The 20,396-nt window shown below is 63.9% G+C and carries 24 protein-coding genes; 7 read left to right on the forward strand and 17 right to left on the reverse strand.

Going from position 1 to position 20,396, the window contains the following annotated elements:
* Positions 1 to 14 precede the first annotated feature (14 nt).
* The 3 genes from folK to MTR64_RS01900 are packed head-to-tail and all read right to left on the reverse strand — an operon-like array spanning position 15 to position 2,279.
* Entirely contained in the window at positions 15 to 536 is a 522-nt protein-coding gene (gene folK, locus MTR64_RS01890; protein ID WP_243990163.1) for a 2-amino-4-hydroxy-6-hydroxymethyldihydropteridine diphosphokinase, read from the reverse strand.
* A 5-nt stretch (positions 537 to 541) separates the two neighbouring features.
* Entirely contained in the window at positions 542 to 1,405 is an 864-nt protein-coding gene (gene aguB / locus MTR64_RS01895; protein ID WP_243990164.1) for an N-carbamoylputrescine amidase, read from the reverse strand.
* A gap of 13 nt (positions 1,406 to 1,418) precedes the next feature.
* Positions 1,419 to 2,279 (reverse strand): class I SAM-dependent methyltransferase, encoded by an 861-nt coding sequence (locus MTR64_RS01900; RefSeq protein ID WP_243990165.1) that lies wholly within the window; start codon positions 2,277 to 2,279, stop codon positions 1,419 to 1,421.
* Between the two features lie 137 nt (positions 2,280 to 2,416).
* On the opposite strand from MTR64_RS01900, the gene msrA reads away from it, so the two are divergent.
* Entirely contained in the window at positions 2,417 to 2,944 is a 528-nt protein-coding gene (msrA, locus tag MTR64_RS01905) for a peptide-methionine (S)-S-oxide reductase MsrA (protein WP_243990166.1), read from the forward strand.
* A gap of 3 nt (positions 2,945 to 2,947) precedes the next feature.
* Here the strand turns inward: msrA and MTR64_RS01910 are convergent, their stop codons facing one another.
* Both MTR64_RS01910 and MTR64_RS01915 read right to left on the reverse strand, forming a co-directional pair.
* Complete coding sequence (locus MTR64_RS01910; protein WP_243990167.1) at positions 2,948 to 3,574, reverse strand: hypothetical protein; 627 nt, start codon at positions 3,572 to 3,574, stop codon at positions 2,948 to 2,950.
* Positions 3,575 to 3,664: 90 nt separating this feature from the next.
* Complete coding sequence (locus tag MTR64_RS01915; protein WP_243990168.1) at positions 3,665 to 4,894, reverse strand: RsmB/NOP family class I SAM-dependent RNA methyltransferase; 1,230 nt, start codon at positions 4,892 to 4,894, stop codon at positions 3,665 to 3,667.
* 54 nt (positions 4,895 to 4,948) lie between these two features.
* Between MTR64_RS01915 and MTR64_RS01920 the strand changes: the two genes are divergently transcribed.
* Together MTR64_RS01920 and MTR64_RS01925 are read left to right on the forward strand one after the other, a co-directional pair.
* On the forward strand, positions 4,949 to 5,116 hold the full coding sequence (locus MTR64_RS01920) for a DUF1674 domain-containing protein (RefSeq protein WP_243990171.1): 168 nt from the start codon (positions 4,949 to 4,951) through the stop codon (positions 5,114 to 5,116).
* 48 nt (positions 5,117 to 5,164) lie between these two features.
* Positions 5,165 to 5,953, forward strand: coding sequence for a DODA-type extradiol aromatic ring-opening family dioxygenase (locus MTR64_RS01925; RefSeq protein ID WP_243990172.1), 789 nt, complete (start codon positions 5,165 to 5,167; stop codon positions 5,951 to 5,953).
* A 26-nt stretch (positions 5,954 to 5,979) separates the two neighbouring features.
* Here the strand turns inward: MTR64_RS01925 and MTR64_RS21440 are convergent, their stop codons facing one another.
* The 5 genes from MTR64_RS21440 to MTR64_RS01945 form a co-directional block, all read right to left on the reverse strand.
* Positions 5,980 to 6,303, reverse strand: a complete 324-nt coding sequence (locus MTR64_RS21440; protein WP_327194235.1) for a GGDEF domain-containing protein — start codon at positions 6,301 to 6,303, stop codon at positions 5,980 to 5,982.
* On the reverse strand, positions 6,297 to 6,965 hold the full coding sequence (locus tag MTR64_RS01930) for a GAF domain-containing protein (RefSeq protein WP_327194236.1): 669 nt from the start codon (positions 6,963 to 6,965) through the stop codon (positions 6,297 to 6,299). Before MTR64_RS01930 ends, MTR64_RS21440 begins: the two co-directional genes overlap by 7 nt.
* Before the next feature lie 177 nt (positions 6,966 to 7,142).
* Entirely contained in the window at positions 7,143 to 7,643 is a 501-nt protein-coding gene (locus MTR64_RS01935) for a L,D-transpeptidase family protein (RefSeq protein WP_243990173.1), read from the reverse strand.
* Positions 7,644 to 7,647: 4 nt separating this feature from the next.
* A complete protein-coding gene (locus MTR64_RS01940; protein WP_243990175.1) occupies positions 7,648 to 8,937 on the reverse strand; it encodes an adenylosuccinate synthase in 1,290 nt (429 codons plus the stop codon).
* Entirely contained in the window at positions 8,925 to 9,137 is a 213-nt protein-coding gene (locus tag MTR64_RS01945; protein WP_243990177.1) for a hypothetical protein, read from the reverse strand. Before MTR64_RS01945 ends, MTR64_RS01940 begins: the two co-directional genes overlap by 13 nt.
* Here MTR64_RS01945 and MTR64_RS01950 point away from each other — a divergent pair.
* Positions 9,136 to 9,990 carry an alpha/beta hydrolase gene (locus MTR64_RS01950; protein ID WP_243990179.1) on the forward strand — a complete coding sequence of 285 codons (855 nt, stop codon included), beginning with the start codon at positions 9,136 to 9,138 and terminating at the stop codon, positions 9,988 to 9,990. The genes MTR64_RS01945 and MTR64_RS01950 overlap by 2 nt on opposite strands.
* On the opposite strand, the gene MTR64_RS01955 is transcribed toward MTR64_RS01950, so the two are convergent.
* Positions 9,987 to 10,487: a nuclear transport factor 2 family protein gene (locus MTR64_RS01955; protein WP_243990181.1), complete on the reverse strand. Its 501-nt coding sequence runs from the start codon at positions 10,485 to 10,487 to the stop codon at positions 9,987 to 9,989. The genes MTR64_RS01950 and MTR64_RS01955 overlap by 4 nt on opposite strands.
* 67 nt (positions 10,488 to 10,554) lie before the next feature.
* Positions 10,555 to 11,682: an ATP phosphoribosyltransferase regulatory subunit gene (locus tag MTR64_RS01960; RefSeq protein WP_243990265.1), complete on the reverse strand. Its 1,128-nt coding sequence runs from the start codon at positions 11,680 to 11,682 to the stop codon at positions 10,555 to 10,557.
* Positions 11,683 to 11,818: 136 nt separating this feature from the next.
* Here MTR64_RS01960 and MTR64_RS01965 point away from each other — a divergent pair, with 136 nt between their 5' ends.
* A complete protein-coding gene (locus MTR64_RS01965) occupies positions 11,819 to 12,574 on the forward strand; it encodes a hypothetical protein (protein ID WP_243990183.1) in 756 nt (251 codons plus the stop codon).
* A gap of 112 nt (positions 12,575 to 12,686) precedes the next feature.
* Here the strand turns inward: MTR64_RS01965 and MTR64_RS01970 are convergent, their stop codons facing one another.
* The gene (locus tag MTR64_RS01970; protein ID WP_243990185.1) at positions 12,687 to 14,324 is read right to left on the reverse strand and encodes a winged helix-turn-helix domain-containing tetratricopeptide repeat protein; all 1,638 of its coding nucleotides are present in this window, start codon (positions 14,322 to 14,324) and stop codon (positions 12,687 to 12,689) included.
* A 93-nt stretch (positions 14,325 to 14,417) separates the two neighbouring features.
* Here MTR64_RS01970 and MTR64_RS01975 point away from each other — a divergent pair, with 93 nt between their 5' ends.
* Positions 14,418 to 14,642: a tautomerase family protein gene (locus tag MTR64_RS01975; RefSeq protein WP_243990187.1), complete on the forward strand. Its 225-nt coding sequence runs from the start codon at positions 14,418 to 14,420 to the stop codon at positions 14,640 to 14,642.
* A 120-nt stretch (positions 14,643 to 14,762) separates the two neighbouring features.
* Here MTR64_RS01975 and serA read toward each other — a convergent pair whose 3' ends face one another.
* Entirely contained in the window at positions 14,763 to 16,352 is a 1,590-nt protein-coding gene (serA, locus tag MTR64_RS01980) for a phosphoglycerate dehydrogenase (protein ID WP_243990189.1), read from the reverse strand.
* A 103-nt stretch (positions 16,353 to 16,455) separates the two neighbouring features.
* On the reverse strand, positions 16,456 to 17,589 hold the full coding sequence (locus MTR64_RS01985; RefSeq protein ID WP_243990192.1) for a phosphoserine transaminase: 1,134 nt from the start codon (positions 17,587 to 17,589) through the stop codon (positions 16,456 to 16,458).
* A gap of 206 nt (positions 17,590 to 17,795) precedes the next feature.
* Between MTR64_RS01985 and MTR64_RS01990 the strand changes: the two genes are divergently transcribed.
* A complete protein-coding gene (locus tag MTR64_RS01990; protein WP_243990266.1) occupies positions 17,796 to 18,461 on the forward strand; it encodes an extensin family protein in 666 nt (221 codons plus the stop codon).
* 16 nt (positions 18,462 to 18,477) lie between these two features.
* Here MTR64_RS01990 and MTR64_RS01995 read toward each other — a convergent pair whose 3' ends face one another.
* Both MTR64_RS01995 and MTR64_RS02000 read right to left on the reverse strand, forming a co-directional pair.
* A complete protein-coding gene (locus tag MTR64_RS01995) occupies positions 18,478 to 18,942 on the reverse strand; it encodes a hypothetical protein (RefSeq protein WP_243990195.1) in 465 nt (154 codons plus the stop codon).
* A 176-nt stretch (positions 18,943 to 19,118) separates the two neighbouring features.
* Positions 19,119 to 20,387 (reverse strand): amidohydrolase family protein, encoded by a 1,269-nt coding sequence (locus tag MTR64_RS02000; protein WP_243990196.1) that lies wholly within the window; start codon positions 20,385 to 20,387, stop codon positions 19,119 to 19,121.
* Positions 20,388 to 20,396 lie beyond the last annotated feature (9 nt).

Genomic DNA, 20,396 nt, shown 5'->3' on the forward strand with positions numbered 1-20,396 from the left:
CTGCCGCACTTTGGCTACGGAACGGGTCCCCTAAGGGCCGGGCGCGGCTTGGTCAAGCGGGCTGATAGCTCCCTCACGCTCAATCCGGTCAGCGGATCGCGCCAACCGGCCGCGATCTCGGTCGCCGGGCGCAGCACGAAGGAGCGCTCGCGAAACGCCGGGTGCGGGATCACGAGGCTGGTCTCGCCTTCGCCGCCCACCCACGCGCCGCCGTTCCACAGCACGATATCGAGGTCTAGCACGCGCGCGCGCCAGGCTTGCCCGCTGCGCCTGCGGCCAAACTTGCGTTCGATCTTCTGCAACTTGTGGAGCAACTCATCCGGATCACGCTTGCTGCGCAAAAGGACGGCGGCATTAGCGTAGCGGCGACGCGATGGGCCGAGCGGCGCAGTCTCGATAACCTGCGATGCGGCCAGGACCTTGGACTTGCCGTGATCTAGTGCCTTGATCGCCGCATCGATCACTGCGCGCGGGGCACCGTGGTGAGGGTGGCGCATGTTGGAGCCCAGCGCGATCAGATAACGGTGTCTGCCCATGCCGCTCAGATGTCCTGTGCGATGCGGGTATAGAGCTGCGGGCGGCGGTCGCGGAAGAAGCCCATGCCGGCACGGTGCTTGGCAGCGCGGGCAAGGTCGATCGTTGCAACCAGCGCCCCGGTCTCGTCCTTACCGAATTCGGCGAGGAAGTCGCCCCATTCATCGGTGATGAAGGAATGGCCGTAGAACGCCTGTTCGCTGCCGGTCTCGGACTCGATGCCGATACGGTTGGCGGCAATCACCGGCATGCAGTTCGACACGGCATGCCCAAGCATCGCCCGGCGCCACATGCGGCTGGTGTCGAGTTCCGCATCATAGGGCTCGGAGCCGATAGCGGTGGGATAGAACAGCAGTTCCGCCCCCGTCAGTGCCATCACCCGCGCGCATTCGGGATACCACTGGTCCCAGCAGATCCCGACGCCGATGCGGGTGCCGAAGATATCCCAGACCTTGAACCCGTCATTGCCGGGGCGGAAGTAGTACTTCTCCTCATAGCCCGGCCCGTCGGGGATGTGGCTCTTGCGGTAAGTACCCATGATCTGGCCATCCGGACCGATCATCGCGAGGGTATTGTAGTAGTGATGCCCATCGCGCTCGAAGAAGCTGGTGGGGATCGCCACGCCCAGCTTCGCCGCCAGCGCCTGCATCGCGATCACCGATGGGTGCGCGGCGGTGGGACGCGCCAGCGCAAAAAGCTCCTCTTCCTCCGTCTTGCAGAAGTAGGGGCCTGAGAACAGTTCAGGCGGCAGGATGATCTGCGCGCCCTTCCCTGCGGCCTCCTCGACCAGCGCCGAGACGGCGGCGATGTTCTCCGCCTCATCGGCGGAACCAAGGGCAAGCTGGAGGGCGGCGACAGTGATCCCGGTCATGCGCCGCCCTCTATCAGGGACGCTTGCGGAACAGAAGCGTCATGCGGTCACTTTCGCCGATGGCCTGGTATTTTGCCCTGTCGGTATCCTTCAGCGCGAGCGTCGGTGGCAGAGTCCAGACACCGCCGGGCCAGTTAGCGCTGTCGTTCGGGTTGGCATTGATCTCGGACGTAGCCACGAGCTCGAATCCGTTCGCCTCGACGAACTTGATGACGTCTTCCTCGCGCAAGTAGCCATTGGCGCCGTTGGCGTATTCGAACGGCGCGTCAGCCTTGGCCCGGTGCTGCACGATGCCGAGCAAGCCGCCGGGCTTGAGCAGGTCGCGCATGCCCTTGATGTCGCTGTCCGCCACGCTGGAGCGCATCATGTTGTGCAGCATCCGGACGATCAGGACGTGATCGAACGTGCCCTTCTCCGCCTCTGGCACGGCATCGAGAGTGTAGGCTGCGAATCGGTCGGCCGGGAGGCCGGTGAAGCTGGCAACGTCGGCCGGGTATCCTTCGGCCGCCTTGCGCGTGCGGGCTGCAGCTTCGGGGGTCATGCGCAGTGTGACGGGATCGGCATAGAGCCCGACGAGATTGCCCTTTTCCCCCAGATAGAGGCCCAGCAGCCGCGAGTACCACTCGCCGCCCGGTGCGAACTCACCAACCTTCATGTCCGGACGCACGCCGAGGAAAGCCAGCGTCTCGGAAGGATGGCGATAAACGTCTCTCGCGCGGTCATCCTTGCGCAGCGGACTGGCAAACACCTGCCCCAGTGCGGCCTCGCAGCCATCGCAGGAAACCGCCGCCTTGTTTTCCGCGGCAGCGTGCACACCAAGCGGGATACCGGCAAGGACGAACAGGGCAGAGGCGGCAAGCATAGGACGGCGCATCGGGGAGTCTCCGCATTCGTGGTTGCGATTCATTCGCGACCAAGGGAACCTAGCCCGGCCCGCAGCAATGACAAGCGACTGTACCGTCCCTATCTAGCTGGCGACCAATCCCCCCGGACTGAAGGACAGGACCCAACATGGAAACGGCAATCGTGGCAGGCGGATGCTTCTGGTGCACCGAAGCAGTGTTCCGCGACGTGATCGGCGTAAGCGAGGTCGAAAGCGGCTATATCGGCGGTTCGGTGGAAAACCCGACCTACAAGCAGGTCTGCTCGGGCGCGACCGGCCATGCAGAGGCGATCAAGCTCACATATGATCCGCATGCGATTTCCTATGCCGAGATCCTGGACGTGTTCTTGGGAACGCATGATCCGACGCAGCTCAACCGCCAGGGCAACGATGTGGGCACGCAGTACCGTTCGGCGATCTTCCCGCTCGACGATGCCCAGCGTGCGGAGGCGGAGGCGGCCATCGCCCGCTCGAACGGGGAACATGGCGGTAAGGTGGTGACGGCCATCGAAGGACCGGCGCCGTGGTATCCGGCAGAGGACTATCACCAGGAATACTGGGAAGGCGAAGGTCAGCGCAATCCCTACTGCCTCGCGGTCATCCCGCCCAAGCTGATGAAGCTGCGCAAGAGCTTTCAGACCAAAGTGAAGGCCTGACGGTTACGCCTTCACATCGAACAACGTGCCTGGCTCGATCGACTTGCGCCAGGCATCAGCGCCCTGCCCATAGGCCTGCGCCGCCTCGACGGACGAGGGAACGGTGTCGTTCAACGGTTTCGTGTCGGGATCGGAGGTGAAGGCGGTCTGCGTTTCGGTCGAGCCGTCATCGTAGAGGATCACGGTCGTCTTCACACCTTTGGAGACGGTTTCGGTGCGGGAGACCTCGGTCTTTTCCGCACTGCCGCTACCTCCTCCGCCGCCGTGAGGGCCGCCCGCACGCGCGGAACGGCCCGCAGCAGCCGTTGTCGCGGCATCGGCGGAATCAGAATCTGAGTCACCACTGCCATCGGCCGATTCCGTGCCGTTGAGGCCCAGCGCCTGCTTCACGGCATCGCCGTCCTCTGCGCTCAGCTTCCCCGACTGGACATCGCTGTCAATTCGCGATTCCAGCGCCTTGCGGAACGATTCGCTGTCGAGCGATTGTGCTGCCGATGCCGAAATCGAAGGACTGCTGTTCTGAAGGTCCTCGACGTCCTTCTGGACAACCGCGATCTTCTCCGCCGACAGGCCGCTGGTGCGCAGCATCGTGGAGAGGTCGTTGCTCGATCCGACGGCGGAAATGGACATGAGAGGTTCCTTTACAGCCATGAAGAACGGCTGCTCCGGACAGCTTTATAGGGATATTCGCGTGGTTTTTCGCTTTCACTCCCTAAAGCATCACGCCTGCCAGCGCGCCACGAAGAACCCGTCCAGCCCGCCTGCGTCTGCCAGCATACCTGGGTCGGTTCGCAGCCAGCCTTCAGCAGTGACCTGCAGCCCTTCCGGCAATTCGGCAGGCGACACCGGCACTGGCTGGAGCGTGACCTTGCGGGCCTGCGCCTCGCCTTCTTCGGGCTCCAGCGAACAGACAGCATAGACCAGCGTGCCGCCGGATTTGAGCCAATCGCTGGCCCGCGCAATCAGCGCTGCCTGCAGGTCAACCATCTCCCCGATCTGGCGCGGACCGATGCGGTGAAGCACGTCCGGATGGCGGCGGCAGGTACCGGTTGCGGTACACGGTGCGTCGAGCAGCACCGCGTCGAACGGCAGCAGCGGCTCCCACGCCAGAGCATCGGCTTGCACAACCTCAGCCGAAAGGCCGGTGCGTTGGAGGTTTTCGCGCAGCCGCTCAAGCCGCCGTTTGCTGATATCGAGCGCGGTGACTTCCCAGCCCGCGGCGGCGAGTTGCAGCGTCTTTCCGCCCGGCGCAGCGCACAAATCGAGCACGCGACGCCCCTCCCCACTGCCCAGCAGCCGCGCGGGCAGGCTCGCGGCAAGGTCCTGTACCCACCAAGCTCCTTCACGGAAGCCCTCGAGCTTTTCAACGGCCGTCCCGCGCGGCAGGCGGACGTGACCGGGCATCAGCGAAATGCCGCCCAGCTTCTGCGCCCAATCCCCGGTCTGCGCCGGATCGCGCAAGGCCAGATCGAGTGGCGGCGGCACGGCAAGACCGGCAGCAATGGCATCGGCCCTGACGCCCCAGCGCGCATGGACGGCATCTGGCAGCGTCGGCACTCCGGGCAGTGCCACCTCGCCCTTCAGCAGTGTCGAAAACACACCATGGGCCAGCCGTCTCGGCCCGCCGGCCAGCAGCGGCAGTCCGGTTGCGATCACGGCATGGGCCGGCGTTTCCAGCCGCAGCACCTGCGCCAGCATCAGCTCCAGCACCGCGCGCGGCTTGGCATCGTCGGGCAGGCGCTGGCGGGTGGCGCTGTCGATCAGCACGTCGAGGTCCACCTTCCAGCGCAGGACTTCCCCGGCGATCGCACGCGCCAGCGCCCGGTCGGCATCGCCCCTCACCCGCGCCAACGCGGCGCCTGCCGCCTGATCGAGCGTTTCGCCCCGCCGCAGCACGGCATCGATGAGGTTCAGCGCCGCACGGCGCGCGGGAAGTCCGGGAATATCCATGACCTGCCCCTATAGCGGATTGCGTTTTGCCGCCAGCCACCCCACATGCGGTTCATGACACAGCGCGCCACCAAACGTCCTGAAGAGTTCAAGAAGCCGGCCCACTGGACCAATGACCCGGCACCCAAGCCGCAGGCCGCAAAGGAACAGGCCGATCCCGATGGCCTTTCTCCCACCCGCTACGGCGACTGGGTGCGCAAGGGCATCGCCGTCGATTTCTGATCGCAGGGGTTTCCCTGATCTGCCCAACTCACCAGAAGGGTCCCGCACATGACCCGCATGCCCAGTTTCTTCATCCCTCACGGGGGTGGCCCCTGCTTCTTTATGGACGATCCGCGCGGCACTTGGACCGGCATGGCCGAATTCCTCCGCGAACTGCCGCAGAGACTGCCCGAACCACCACGCGCGATCCTTATCGCTTCAGGTCACTGGGAGACCGACGGCTTCGCATTTACCGGGGCCGCCACGCCAGATCTGATCTTCGATTACTACAACTTCCCGCCGCACACTTATGAACTTAAGTTCCCGGCGCCCGGTGCCCCGGACCTTGCCGCGCGCGCAGCAAACCTGCTGACTGAGGCCGGACTGAGTGCCCATGTCGATCCCGGCCGCGGCTACGACCATGGCGTCTTCATTCCGCTGATGGTGGCGTGGCCCGATGCCGATGTTCCGGTTGTGGAAATGTCGCTCGACCGTTCGCTCGATCCCGCGCTGCACATCGCTGCGGGCAAGGCGCTCGAACCGCTTCGCGACGAAGGGGTTCTCATCATCGGCTCGGGCATGAGCTTCCACAACATGCGCGGTTATGGAGATCCCCGCTTCACGCCCGTGTCTCGGGAATTCGACCACTGGCTGACAGCTGGCGTTGAACAGGATGCCGCCGCTCGTGCAGCGGCTCTCGCACAATGGGCCGAAGCGCCGTCGGGACGCCTTTCGCATCCGCGCGAAGAACACCTTCTACCGCTCATGGTGACGGCCGGTACCAGCGAACTGGCGGGTCAGCGGGTTTACAATGAAGTGGTCATGGAAACCGCGCTGTCCGGGTTCCGTTTCGACTGACCTGTCCGAAAATTGGCGATGGCGATCTAACCGCTGGCAACGCAGCGGTTGCGCCCGCCGCGCTTGGCAGCATAGAGCGGCTCATCCGCTGCCGCCAGCCAAGCCTCGACCGACGCGGTAGCCTCGCTCAACGGTGCGATGCCGAAACTGGCCGTGACTTGCAACGTCTTGCCGTCCGGCAAGGCGATGCTTTCGGCCTCCACCGCCTGTCTGAACCGTTCGGCGGCCCAGAAGGCATCGGCAGCCTCTGTCTCCGGCATCAGCATGGCGAATTCCTCACCGCCCAGCCTTCCGGAAATGTCGATCGGCCGGCAGGTCCCCATCAGGATCTCCGCCAAAGCCTTCAACACCGCATCGCCCGCCAGATGGCCATACGTGTCATTTTGACCTGCTTGAAATGGTCGACGTCAATCAGCAGCAGCGAGCACGGGCGACCATAGCGCCGGAATCGCGCGATTTCCTGCTCGGCCATTTCGATAAAGCCGCGACGGGTCAGAATGCCCGTCAGTTGGTCACGCTGTGCGATCCGCCGCAGTTCGAGTTCCTTGACCACGATCCGTGCGAAATTCGACAGGATCGCTACTTCCGCATCCGAGAACGTGCGCGGCTCCAGATCGATCGCACATAAAGTGCCGACGTTGTAGCCTTCAGCCGTCTGCAGCGGGATGCCCGCGTAGCTGCGAATGCCGGGATGGCCGGTGACCAGAGGATTCTGCGCAAACAGCGGATGAACCGCTGCATCCTGTACAAGATAAGGCTCACTCTGTTCGATCGCGTGGGTGCAGAACGAAATATCGCGCGCGGTCTCGACTGCATCGAGGCCCCGGCGGGCCTTGAACCACTGGCGGTCGGCATCGACCAATGTCACGATCGCGATCGGGACCCGCAGCACGGTCCGCACCAGCGAAACGACGTTTTCAAACGGCTCTTCGGGCTCGGTATCGAGAACCTCGAGCTTGTGAACCGCCGCGAGGCGGGCGGATTCGTCAGATTCGGCAATGAGTAAATTCATTCGGCAACTCGTCCGTCTTGCGGCACCCACAATTGGGGATCACCGATATTGACGGGCAATCGGAATATCCGGCCCATGATTCTGACGTGAAGATTATTCCGTAACCCTTTGTTTGACAATCAATAATAGCGCCATGATCAATACCGGCCGATTAACCAATGCCTGGCGGCCAGGGCTTCACGGCAACAGTTCAATCGGCGTCCCGTCCGGCACCGATTCCCACAACGCATCCATCTCTTCATTGGAAACGGCGATGCAGCCGTCAGTCCAGTCGCCCGGGATACGCCCCACCGGAAGCGCATTGGGCTGACCATGGATCATGATCATTCCACCCGCCGAACGGCCCTGGGCCGCAGCATAAGCCATATCTGCCGCATTGGGATAAGAGATATGCAACGACAGGTAGTAACTGCTTTCCGGATTGCTCCAGTCGATCTCGTAGAGCCCCTCGGGCGTCCGCTCATCGCCCTCGAAGTGTTTGGGGCCGGACGGCGCACCGCCGAGCTGGATATGCTCGATCACGTGGACCAACTGCCCGCGCGTATAAAGATCGATAGTGCGCGCCGCCTTGTGGACGCGCACGAAGTCGATTTCCGGCAGGTTCAGGGCTGCCTGCGGCTGCGCGGCACCCAGCGTGAGCAAGGAGAGGAGCGGAGCAAGATTGCGCCAGCTCCTCATGGCCTCAGTCCACGAAGGGATCGCGCACGAGGATAGTGTCCTCACGCTCGGGGCTGGTGGATACCAGCGCAACCGGGGTTTCGATCAGTTCCTGCACGCGCTGGATATACTTGATCGCCTGCGCCGGAAGATCGGCCCACGAGCGGGCACCGGCAGTCGTGCCCTGCCAGCCGTCCATTTCCTCGTAGATCGGTTCGACTGCGGCCTGATCGGCGGCGTGGCTGGGAAAGTAGTCCAGCACCTTTCCGTTCAGGCGGTAGCCGGTGCAGATCTTCACTTTCTCGAAGCCGTCGAGCACGTCGAGCTTGGTCAGTGCGATGCCGGTCACGCCCGAGATCGCGCAGGACTGGCGCGTTAGCACCGCATCAAACCAGCCACAGCGCCGCTTGCGGCCGGTGACAGTGCCGAACTCATGGCCACGCTCGCCGAGGCGCTGACCGGTTTCGTCCTCCAGTTCGGTCGGGAACGGGCCCGAGCCGACGCGGGTGGTGTAGGCCTTGACGATGCCGAGCACGAAACCGGTCGCCGAAGGGCCAAGGCCCGAGCCGCTGGCTGCAGTGCCCGAGACGGTGTTCGAACTGGTCACGAAGGGATAAGTGCCGTGGTCGACATCGAGCAGCACGCCCTGCGCACCTTCGAACAGGATGCGGGCACCTGCCTTCCTGACCTTGTTGAGCCGCTTCCATGTGACCTGCGCGAACTGCAGCACGAAGGGCGCGATCTCGCGCAGTTCGTTGAGCAGTGCCTCGCGGTCGACCGGCGGCTGGCCGAAACCGGCGCGCAGCGCGTCGTGGTGGGCGCAGAGACGGTCCAGCTGCGGCTCAAGCGCATCGAGGTGCGCAAGGTCGCACACGCGAATCGCGCGGCGACCGACCTTGTCTTCGTAGGCCGGGCCAATGCCACGCCCGGTAGTGCCGATCTTGCCGGCACCGGCAGCGGCTTCGCGCAGCCCGTCGAGCTCGCGGTGAACAGGCAGGATCAATGGGCAATTGTCCGCGATCGCGAAGTTCTCGGCGTTGATTTCCACGCCCTGCCCGCGCAGCTTCTCCACCTCGGCCTTGAGCGCCCAGGGGTCCAGAACCACGCCATTGCCGATGATCGACAGCGTGCCGGTGACGATGCCCGAAGGCAGCAGCGAGAGCTTGTAGACCTGCTCGCCGACAACGAGCGTATGGCCGGCGTTGTGGCCGCCCTGGAAGCGCACCACGGCATCGGCGCGGCTTGCCAGCCAGTCGACGATCTTGCCCTTGCCCTCATCGCCCCACTGGGCGCCGATCACGGTTACGTTGGCCAACGTTTGACGCTTTCACTGCTGATTTGAAGTCCGCCGCGCGCCCTAGGGGAGTCGGACGCCGAGAGCAAGGCGCGGGTGACGATATGTGGCAATATGATTGCACTGAAACGGTTTGTCACAGCTTCGATATTGCCCGGGCGCAACCATAGGCCGATCATGTACGCGACCGGATTAGCCCTTGAAGTGAGAACCTTGCGCATGTTGAAGCTCCTCGCAGCCGCGCTGGCGATCGCTCTCGCAACCACGCCGCTGGCCGCCGCGCCGAATGCAGCGCAAGAGACGGCCATCGCCTACGGTCCCGACAGGCTCCAGACTCTCGACTTCACACCCGCTCTGCAAGTCCACGGCCCCGCCCCGCTGATCCTGTTCGTCCACGGCGGCGGCTGGAAGCGCGGCGACAAGGACAATGCCACCGGCCGCTGGAAAGCACCGCACTTCACCAGTGAGGGCTATGCCTTCGCCTCGATCGACTACCGGCTCGTTCCCGATGCCACGGTGGAGCAGCAGGCACAGGACGTGGCAGACGCCCTAGCCGCGCTGCTCAAACGGTCGCGCGAACTCGGCATCGCGCCGGGCAAGACAGTGCTGATGGGGCATAGCGCGGGAGCACATCTGGTCGCGCTGGTCGGCACCGATCCACGCTATCTGCGCAAGGCCGGACTTTCCTACCGGGATTTGGCGGGAGTCGTCCCCATTGACGGCGCAGCCTACGACGTACCCGCACAGATCGCCCAGAGCGGCCGGTTCATGCGCAAGACCTACCTGCAGGCCTTCGGAGAGGGCAGCCCGCGCCAGCTTGCGCTCTCACCCACGGCACAGGCCGCCTCGCCCAACGCCCCATCCTTCCTGCTGCTCCACGTCCAGCGTGCAGACGGAATTGCGCAGGCAAAGGAACTGGAAGCGGCCCTGCGCAAGGCCGGAACCCGCGTCGAGCGGCATGCCCTCGAGGGCAAGGGCCTGCGCGGCCACATGGAAATCAACCGCGATCTCGGCGATCCAGACTATCCGGCCACCACCATCGTCGACGGCTGGCTGGCCCGAACAGTGCACTAAGCCGGACGGCGCGTCGCGGCGGGCACGGTATCACGAGGCGGCATGACCGGTGGCGGGCCGAAATCCGGCTCGTCAAAATACGTGCCGGAAAGGTCGTGCGGGCCGGTGTAGAGCACCTGATAGAGCCGCCAGCCGAAGCGCCAGCGGTCTCCCTCGTGGACGAAGTGCTCGAAGTAGCGGCCAAGCGTGAGATTGGTGCGGCCGTCCTGCCACTGGCATTGCTCGGAGACCATGGTCCGTCCCGACGCGCGAGCGGTTCCTTCGATCGAGAGGATCGGTGTCTGGAAGGTCATGAACACGCGCCCGGCGGTGGCGATGATGCCGGCGAAGGCCTCGACGATTGACGCCCTGCCCTCCAGCACCATGCCCGCGATGCGCCACTCAGCCTGCCCGGCGAAGCAATCTCCAAACGACTGCAGGTCCTTGCGCCACACCGCATCGGCATAGCGCGCATGCAATTGGCGAATGCCCGCCTCGGCTGCTGCGAATTGCGGCATCGTCTTCCCTCCCTCTCCCGTGGGCGGAGAGAGTGGCAGTTTTACAGGCGCGCGGAAAGCCGCCGTTTCAGAGCGGAATGGCCTCGCCGTGCTCGAGCCGGTGTGAGCAGCCAAGTGCAACCGCATCGTCGCTCTTGCTGAGCGCAGCCACGGTCGCCCAGCCAATTGCCCGCAAACGCGCAGCCACGGCGCGGTCATGGCCAAGCGGCAGGAACAGTGCCTTGCGCTCGGGCATCCCGGCCACGAGCGCATCGATCAGCGGATCGGGATAGAGCGAGAACCCGGCGGCGGGTTCGCCCGCCTCGTCCCCGGCACTGCCCAGGATTTGATATGTGCCGCCACGCCCGAGCGCTCCGGAAATTCCCTCGGCATAGATCATGAAGCCGAACCATGACTGGTATTCGAAACCATGACGCTCCGAAGGATCGAGCGTCAGGCGGGCAGAACCGTCCACGCGTGCGGCGATCTCGCGCAGCCCGGCGATGCGGCTGGCTAGCACGCTTCCGGTATCGAAGGCGGCCAGCCGCTCGATCGCGGTTTCAAACGGCCCGACGGCGTAGAGCAGCGGCAGGTAGGCCTCGCCGCCCGCATCGACCAGCCCGCCCGCGTCCTTCGCGTCGAGCATCTGGCGCACGGCATCGATCTTAGCCGCGCCCAGAGGCAGCGGACCGGCGGACAGCGTATCGACCAGATCGGGCAGTGTGAAGTCGACCGAAATACCGGTCGCCCCGGCTGCACGCAGCGCTTCGATGGCGATCTCTACCAGTTCGGCGGCGGCAGCCACGGTGTCCGTCCCGATGAGCTCGGCGCCGAGCTGCAACCGCTCACGCGTGGGATCGAGCCCGTCGCCCTTGATCGTGACGACCTGCCCCGAATAACACAGCCGCAGTGGACGCGGCGCACCGGCCAGTCCGGTTGCGGCTATGCGCGCGACCTGCGCGGTGATGTCCGAGCGCAGCGCCAGCATCCGCAGCGACGCAGGATCGACGAAGCGGAACATACGCCGCACCTGCACACCCGCCATGCGGCTGGCCAGCGACTTCTCGAATTCGAGCATCGGCGTTTCGACGCGCTCATAGCCATGGCCCGCCATGACATCGAGCGCCGCGCGGCGCACCCGCTGGGACGCCGCCGCCTGCTGCGGCAGCCGGTCCCCCAGCCCCTCGGGGAGAAGATCGCGATCGGTATCCTGCATCATGGCCGCGCCCTTAGCGGGCTGAGGCAGGAATGTCGAATGGGTTGGCGCGCGGTCGTGCTCATCCATACCTGCGAGCCCCGTAACCATTGTTCGAAACCTCCTCCCAATCAAGCCTGCGCCAGAATGCCGCGTCATGAGGCACGACGAACCAGACGATCCCGAGGCCGTTAAACGGGCCGCGCACTTGCCCCCGCGCGGCTTCCCTGACGACGACGAGGAGGAAACCGCCGACGATTCCGCTGAATCGGCCGGTTTTGGCAGTCTGCTGAATATTGGCGCGCCCAAATCCGGGAAGGCGCCGGTCGTCGCGATCGAAGCGGCCGAAATCGCTGCAGCAGCCCGCGATGTCCAGTTGCATGCATCGGGGGATCTTTACGGTTCCGGCGAGCCGTTGCGAGAAACCAACGTGGTAGACTTTGCTTCGACGAGCGCTGGCGAACAGGACCTTTCGCCCGCCGAGGCGGAGCGTCGTCTGAGTGCTTCGGTGGTGAATGCACCGGAACAAACGCCGGATGATGTAAAGGCACGGTGCAGGCGGGTCCTCCCCGAAGCCTCTTTCGGTATGGCCGAAGCCGATATGTCCATGAACAGCGGCGAAGCCTCGCAAGTCCCGGAAACAGTCGGGGGTGCGGGAGAATCATCTGATGCCGAGGCAAATATCCCTGCCGACGAAGCCAGCGGCCCCGATGACTATCACAGATATGCGTTGGATCCCGAGCAAGGCGCAGCAGGAGCTGCTGCGAGCATCGCCCTGCTGCACGCAACCGAACCTCCCGCACACGGCCACCGGCTGCGCGCGCAGATCGGCGCGTCACTGCAGCCGGAGGACGAACCCGAAAGCTGGATCATGGGCCTGCTGCGCCGGATTTTCGGCTGGATTTGGCAGTAACGATCTGCACATGGTCCGATAGCGCGAACAACGAGCCATTGTCTGAAGACGCAACACCGCGCCGGATCAACGGATCCACGCTCGCATTCCCGTTTCAGGATGGCCAGACGCCCTAAAGGCCCAGTTCGTACAATGCACGTTCCACCACTTCCCGCGCAGCAGTGGGAGCATAGGGGAACGAGTTGAAGAACATTGCGGCACTGAGCTGCGGATCCTTGCTCCGCGCCTTCCCCAACCACGCTCCCGCTTCCGGCGCATTTCCGGCCAGATGCGAGGTCAGGGCGGCGATCAGTTCGATATGCTTGTGTGCACCCGGCATCTTCGCCGCCCGCACGCCGAAACTGGCAGCCTTCTCGAAATCGCCGAACTGCACATGCGTCAGCGCCCGCGCCGACACCATCGCATAGGCCAGCGGATCGAGTGGACTGAGATCGAGAGCAAGCGCCAGATCGCGGTCCGCCCGTTCGGCGCTGCCTGCGATCGTGCCCACCAGTCCCCGGTTGTACACGCCTTGCGCGTAATTGGGGCTAAGGCTGGTCGCCCGGTCGAACCAGTCGAGACTATCCTGCAGATTGCCATCGAGCCAGCAGCAACGGCCGACATTGAAATGCGCAAACGGATCGAGCCGGTCAGCCTCTACGGCGCGCTGCGCCAGCATCCGGGCCTTTTCTGCCTCTGCCTCGGGATCGCCGCCATAGAGCAGGAACGCGTTCTGGAAATGCGTGAACGAGCGTCCGCCGAGCGCCAGCGAGAAATAGGGATCGAGTGCCAGGGCCTGATCGAACAGGCCTGCCGCCTGCGCGTTGTCAGCCTTGTTGAACCGGTACATGTGATCGAGCCCAAGGTGAAAGGACGACCAGGCGTCCAGTGCGGATGCCGGCCTTCCGCGTGCCAGACGTGCTTCGTTCTGCGGGATCAGCACCGCAAGATTGGTAATCACGTGCGAGGCGATCTCGGGCCTCAGCTGCTGCAGGCCGCGCATCTCGCCCCGGTAGCGCTCTGCCCAGACCAAGCTGCCATCGGATGTGTCGGCCAGCGTCACGCTGACGGTCACATCCGGGCCCGCCCGCTCGATCGTTCCAGTGACACAATAGCGCACACCGAAGGCACGGCCGACGCTAACGGGATCAGCATCGGCGCCGCGGAACCGGAAGCTCGACCCCCGGGCGATCACGAAAAGCGAATGCAGCCGCGACAGGTCCATGATGAGATCGGCGGGCAGGGCATCGGCGATAATGTCGTGCGGCCCCGGCTCACCCAGCAACTGAAAGGGAAGCACCGCCAGCGTCGGGCGCCCATCGCGGCGCTCACTGCCGGCGGCGGCGCGCTCCGGCTCGGTGACAGAGGCCATCAGTCCCGGCACTGCCTGCTCTTCCTGCCGTTCGATGGCCGCCAGCCCCACAAAACGAAAGCCTTTGCCATGGATGGTCCGGATGAGGCGCTGCTGGCTGCCATCGTCGCCAAGCGCCTTTCGCGCCGCCTTGATGCGTGCGGCAACGGCGGATTCCGAAACAATCCGGCCGTCCCAGATCTTTTCGACAAGCTCGTCCTTGCTCACGAGCCGGTCGAGGTTCTGCACCAGAAGGATCAGCAGCGAGAGCACTTGCGGCTCGACCGGGACGCGCGTTCCCGCCGCGCGCAGTTCAAACCGCGCCGTGTCCAGCTCGAAACCTTCGAAGCGGTACGTAAAGGAACCGGATGCCGGCAATCGGGGCTCCTCTTCATGAATATTCACGAAAAGGTCAGACATCTTCACGTCAACGTCAAGCATCGCCTGCCATGACGCTGTATTTCCTGACTATCGGAAGCAACCGATAGAAATCAGATTTTGAGGAGATTGGAAATGCCGCTCGTAACTATCGATGTCATCAAGGACGTGTTCACGCCGGATCAGAAGCAGGAACTGATCAGCAAGGTGACCGAGGCCATGGTCTCGGTCGAGGGCGAAGCCCTGCGGGGTGTGACCTGGGTCCGGATCATGGAAGTCGAACAGGGCGACTGGGCCATCGGCGGGCAAATGCTCGGCGCAGGCGACGTCCACGCCATGGCGGGCAGGAAAGCCGCCTGAAGCGATCGGGAAAGAGGGGCGGCGGCCCGGGTGCTGCCCCCTTCGACCCGCTCTGCATACGAAAAGGGCCGGTGCCTCATGGCACCGGCCCTTTCCGTTGGAAGTTTGATTACCGGCGGATCAGGCGAACTTGAGCGCCTTGACCATCTTCACGCCCGGCAGCGCGCAGGCGGCTTTCAGCACGGTTTCGGGCACTTCAGTATCGACCGACAGCAGCAGCACCGCCTCGCCGCCCGCTTCACGGCGACCGAGGTTGAAGGTGCCGATGTTGATACCATTCTCGCCCAGCAGGGTGCCGATGCGGCCAATGAAGCCCGGAGCGTCCTCGTTGACGATGTACATCATGTGGCCGGCGAGCTCCGCCTCCACCTTGATGCCGAACATCTCCACCAGGCGCGGTTCCGAGTTGTTGAAAAGGGTGCCCGCAACCGAACGCTCACCGGCTTCGGTCTTCACCGAAACGCGGATCAGCGTGTGGTAGTCACCCTCGCGCTCGGTCTTCACTTCGCGCACCTCGAGGCCGCGCTCCTTGGCGAGGTACGGTGCGTTGACCATGTTCACCGTGTCCGACTGGACCCGCATGAACCCGGCGAGGACGGCAGCCACCATCGGCTTCATGTTGAGTTCGGCCGCAGCGCCTTCGGTATGGATCGAGATCCGCGGGATCGAATCGCGGGTCAGCTGGCCCACCATCGAACCCAGCATTTCCGCCAGCTTCATGTAGGGCTTGAGCTTCGGCGCTTCCTCGGCAGAGAGCGAAGGCATGTTGAGCGCGTTGGTGACGCCGCCGTTCACGAGATAGTCGGCAAGCTGCTCGGCCACCTGCAGCGCGACGTTGACCTGTGCCTCGGTAGTCGAAGCGCCCAGGTGCGGCGTGCAGATGAAGTTCTTGGTGCCGAACAGCGGCGATTCCTTGGCCGGTTCGGTCTGGAACACGTCGAGTGCAGCGCCGGCGACATGGCCGGAGTCCAGCATATCTTTGAGCGCGGCTTCATCGACGAGACCGCCACGCGCGCAGTTGATGATACGCACGCCCTGCTTGGTCTTGGCGAGGTTCTCGCGGCTGAGGATGTTGCGGGTCTGGTCGGTAAGCGGCGTGTGCAGCGTGATGAAATCGGCACGCTCGAGAAGCTGGTCGAGTTCGACCTTCTCCACGCCCATTTCCACAGCGCGCTCGGGCGTCAGGAACGGGTCGAAGGCGACGACCTTCATCTTGAGTCCCAGCGCGCGGCTGGCAACGATCGAACCGATATTGCCCGCGCCGATCAGGCCGAGCGTCTTGCCGGTGACTTCAACGCCCATGAAGCCGTTCTTCGGCCACAGGCCCTGCTGGGTCTGCGCGTTGGCTTCGGGGATCTGGCGGGCCAGCGCGAAGATCATGGCGATGGCATGCTCGGCGGTGGTGATCGAGTTGCCGAAAGGCGTGTTCATCACGACGACGCCCTGCGCCGACGCGGCCGGGATATCGACGTTGTCCACGCCGATACCGGCGCGGCCGATGACCTTGAGGTTCTTCGCCGCAGCGAGAATTTCCTTGGTCACCTTGGTCGAGGAACGGATGGCCAGACCATCGTATTCGCCGATGCGGGCGATGAGCTGTTCCGGCGTCTCGCCGGTGATCACGTCGACGTCGCAGCCACGCGCTTCGAAGATGCGGGCGGCATTGGGGTCCATCTTGTCCGAAATGAGGACTTTGGGCTTGGTGGTCATGTTTCAAATCCTATCGTCACCCCGGCAAAAACCGGGAACGTGGGCCGCAACCGCGGCATGCGAAGGAGAGCGGTCCCGGCCTTGGCCGGGACGGCGTTGAATATCAGGCGGCAGCCTTGGTCACGGCGTAGGCGTAGTCGAGCCAGGGCCCGAGCGCCTCGATATCCGCAGTGTCCACGGTCGCGCCGCACCAGATGCGCAGCCCCGGAGGAGCATCGCGGTAGCCGGCGATGTCGTAAGCGGCATCTTCCTTTTCGAGGACGGCGGCGAACTTCTTGATGAAGTCCGCGTCGGCCCCTTCGACCGAGAGGCAGACCGAAGTCTTCGAGCGGATGCCGCTGTCAACCGCAAGGTGGCTGAGCCAGTCGCGCTCGGCGACGATCTTGTCGAGCGCGTGGGCATTGGCGTTGGAACGCGCCATGAGGCCTTCGAGACCGCCCAGCGAACGCGCCCATTCGAGCGCGAAGATCGCGTCTTCGACAGCCAGCATCGAGGGAGTGTTGATGGTCTCGCCCTTGAACACGCCCTCGGCCAGTTTGCCCTTGGAAACCAGACGGAAGACCTTCGGCAGCGGCCAGGACGGGGTGTAGGTTTCAAGGCGCTCTACCGCGCGGGGGCCGAGGATCAGCACGCCATGGCCACCCTCGCCGCCCAGCACCTTCTGCCAGGAGAAAGTGGCGACGTCGATCTTGTCCCACGGAATGTCGTAGGCGAACACGGCACTGGTCGAGTCAGCGAAGGACAGGCCTTCGCGGTCGTCGGGAATCCATTCGCCGTCGGGCACGCGCACACCAGAGGTGGTGCCGTTCCAGGTGAACAGGACGTCGTTCGACCAGTCGATCTTGTCGAGATCCGGGAGCTGGCCGTAATCGGCGCGCATCACCGTGGGTTCGAGCTTGAGCTGCTTTACGGCATCGGTGACCCAGCCCTCACCGAAGCTTTCCCATGCCAGCGTCGTCACGTCGCGGGCGCCGAGCATGGTCCACATGGCCATCTCGAAGGCACCGGTGTCCGAACCGGGCACGATGCCGATGCGGTGCGTATCGGGCAGCTTCAGCACTTCACGCATAAGGTCGATGCAGTACGCGAGACGCGACTTGCCGATCTTGGCGCGGTGCGAGCGGCCGAGCGATTCGGTGGCGAGTTTTTCGGGGGCGTATCCGGGCGGCTTGGCGCAGGGACCGGAAGAGAAATGCGGACGCGCAGGCTTGCGCGCCGGTACCGTGATATCAGTCATTTAAGACTCTCCTTACAGAGAGCACGCGCGGCGTTGGGACCGCGTGGCCCGAAGCCGCATCTAGTGGCCGCCCGTTTTTTGTCAATCGGTTTGCGGTGAACCAGCCGGCCACAGTTCACAGGACGTGGTGGCCGCCTGACCCATTCAGATTGGCACGACAAGCGGCAGAAAGGTCTTGTTAACCACCTGGTGAGACACTGGTGCTCATGCGCAGATACCTGCTCATCCTGCCCCTGATGGCCGCCCTGAGCGCCTGCATGGACGTCCCGCAGGCACAGGCCCCTCGCAAACAGGTGGTGCGTCAATCAACGACGACGTTCAGCCCGGAACCCGAATTCCGGCAATGCCTCTCGGAACTGGGCGCACAGCATGCCTCGTTCACGCCGTTGCCCGACCGGTACTTCGGCGCGGGTTGTTCAACGATTGAGACCGTGCATCTTTCCAGCCTGCAGAGCGATACGGCATCGCTGGACCTGACCAATCTCGGTCCGGTCACCTGCAATGTCGCCACTACGTTCGCGGCATGGGCCCGTTATGGTGTCGATCGTGCAGCGGAACAGATTCTGGGCAGCAGGCTCGCCCGAATCGAAACATTCGGCAGCTACAGCTGCCGCAATGTGGCCGGTACCAGCCGACGCTCAGGCCATGCCACCGCCAACGCCATCGACGTATCCGCCTTCGTGCTGGCTGACGGACGGCGTATCTCCGTGCTGGATGACTGGAACGGCGGCACGCTCGCCGAACAGCGTTTCCTGCGCGTTGTTCACGCCAGCGCCTGCAAGCGGTTCGGCACGACGCTGGGGCCCGACTACAACTCGGCCCATGCCAACCATTTCCACGTCGAAGCTGACGGCGCCGATTTCTGCCGGTAGGCGCGGCCAGAACAGGTCAGGCTGCGATCGTCGTCATCTTGAAGGGAATTTCGAGGTCCAGCTTGACGCGGCACTCGCCTGCGCCCGGTTCGGCACTGAACCACTCGCTCTGAATAACCGCCCGGCAATGCACTCTGGCCCTCCCGAGATTCCAGGAATCCAGCCACTCGCAATAGAGGCTTGAGAGATACCGCGGAAAGTGGCCGACCAGAATGCCGTCCACATAAACCTCGACGCTGACGCGGCCGGGAGGCGCGTCACAATCTCGTGACAGCACGGCAATACACGAATGGCGGCGTCCTGAACGCGCCTTCTCCCGGAAAATCGAGCGGATGCCGGCCTGCCTACGCGCAGTGCCGGCGAGCTCCAGAGCGTATGTTTCGCTCCCATGCAACAGAATCGCCAGACCTTCCGCAGCCGATTCGTCGGGAACAGGCCTGCGGCTAAAGCCGTTCAAGCCTTTGAAAAAGCCTTCCAACATTGTGCGTCCCTTCACGCTCCGTCCGCGACCCAGGGCAGAGCATGTGATGGGAATGTTAGCTTAGTTTCATTACATGTTAACCCGCGCAGCACAGCAATCCACGACGGCAATGAAAAACCCGGGGAACCTTGCGGCTTCCCGGGTCTTCTTCAACCGGCCACTTGCGCGGCTGCAGATCAGATCGGCAGCTTGTAGAAGCGCGCCGCGTTGTCCTGCAGGACCTTCTTCTTCACTTCGTACGAGTAGCCCCCGAGCACGTTCCTGATGTGCTCCTGCACGCCCGGATAGAGCGAAGTCGGGTGCGGGAAGTCGGTTTCGAACATCACGTTGTCGACGCCGATGGTTTCCAGCAGCTGCTTGGGGCCGACCTTCTCGAACCAGAAGGTGCACATAAAGTGGTCGCGGAAGTAGTCCCACGGCTGCTTCTTGAGGACACCGCGCATCGACGGCAGCATTTCCTGGAACTGGTGCTCCAGCGCCTCGACGGCGAAGGGAATCCAGCCCATGCCGCTCTCGATCAGGCCGATCTTGAGGTTCGGGTGCTGGTCCAGACGGCCCGAGACCATCCAGTTGCCGAGCGTGGCGGCATTGCCGATCGAGAACATCGTCGCAACCACCGACAGGATTTGCTCGAACTTGAAGCCTTCCCAGGTCAGCGTGTTCGGATCGATCGCGGCGTTGAGGTGGAAGTTGAGCGGGATGCCTTCGGCATCGATCATCTCGAGGAACGGCGTCCAGTAATCATGATGGAAGCTCGGCACGCCTACGCGCTCGGGGGTGTCGGGCAGCACGAAGCCGCGCAGCCCCATGTCGATGCAACGGCGGGCTTCCTTCTCAAGCTCCGCCTTGTCCCAGAACGGCAGATGCGCCATCGGGAACAGGCGCTGACCGGACTCGTTCTGCCAGTCTGCATTGAAGTCGTTGTAGGTCTTCATGATCTGCAGGGCGAGATCCTTGTCGCCCAGCGTCATCAGCATGCCCGCCTGGGTGATGCCAGAGTTCTGGAAGCAGATCTGCGCATGGACGCCCATGTCGTCCATCGCGGCAAGACGCGGGGCGATCTCGTGACCGCCCGCGTGGCTTTCCTCCAGCGTCGGGAACGACAGGCGGCCCAGCAGCTTGTTGTTGTCCTTGCGGATCACGTTGCCGCCCAGCGTGCCGCAGTTGCGGTCACCGATGTACCAGCGGTCGACGCCGTCGGCATCGCGCTTCACATAGGGCATCTTGTCCTTGTAACCGGCCGGTGCACGGTCGGTGAACAGCGTCGGCGGTTCGACGATGTGGGTGTCGGTATCAACGATCTTGATACCCTCGAGCGAGGGATCGAGACCGCCGGACTGCGTGGCATAATCCACCTCGCGGATGACGCCACCCTTCGTATAGCCCTCAGCGGACCAGTACTTGCGCGCGGATTCGGCCATCTCCTTGGTGTCAGTATCGGCCATTGCGATTCT

Origin of the sequence: Novosphingobium album (ex Hu et al. 2023) (assembly GCF_022832385.1) — a bacterium.
Taxonomy (GTDB): Bacteria; Pseudomonadota; Alphaproteobacteria; order Sphingomonadales; family Sphingomonadaceae; genus Novosphingobium; species Novosphingobium album.